Annotated in this window: 1 protein-coding gene; it reads left to right on the top strand. The window is 55.5% G+C overall.

Going from position 1 to position 416, the window contains the following annotated elements; genetic code table 11:
* Positions 1-47 precede the first annotated feature (47 nt).
* A complete protein-coding gene (locus tag ACJ9N4_RS20740; protein ID WP_411500776.1) occupies positions 48-401 on the top strand; it encodes a head-tail joining protein in 354 nt (117 codons plus the stop codon).
* Positions 402-416: the final 15 nt, after the last annotated feature.

The following is a 416-nucleotide window of genomic DNA, read 5'->3' as shown; positions in this document are numbered from 1 at the left end:
CGAGCTGATCGAGAAGGGGCTGGCTCGCGAAGTCTGACGGGGGCCGCATGGCTGATTTCGATAACCTCTTTGACGAGGCAATATCGCGCGCGGATACCACTATACGCGGCGTGATGGGCATCGAGATAAAGATAACATCAGGCGTGTTATCAGGCGGAAACCTCAAGGGCGTATTCGATGATCCAGAAAACATTGGTTATGCCGGTGCGGGGATCCGTGTTGAAGGTACCAGTCCTACCCTGTTTGTGGAGACCGCCACGGTCAGACAGTTACAGCGTATGGACACCCTGACGATTAACGGGCGGCCATTCTGGGTTGATCGTATTGGCCCGGATGACTGTGGCTCCTGTCATATCTGGCTGGGTAACGGTTCTCCTCCAGCTGGCACGCGTCGTCGTTAAGGATCGCCTATGTCA

The organism is Enterobacter sp. LM3, from assembly GCF_046622475.1.
GTDB lineage: Bacteria > Pseudomonadota > Gammaproteobacteria > Enterobacterales > Enterobacteriaceae > Enterobacter > Enterobacter cloacae_P.
The sequence above is the reverse complement of the archived record's forward strand: the minus strand, read 5'-3'. Positions and strand labels throughout refer to the sequence as shown.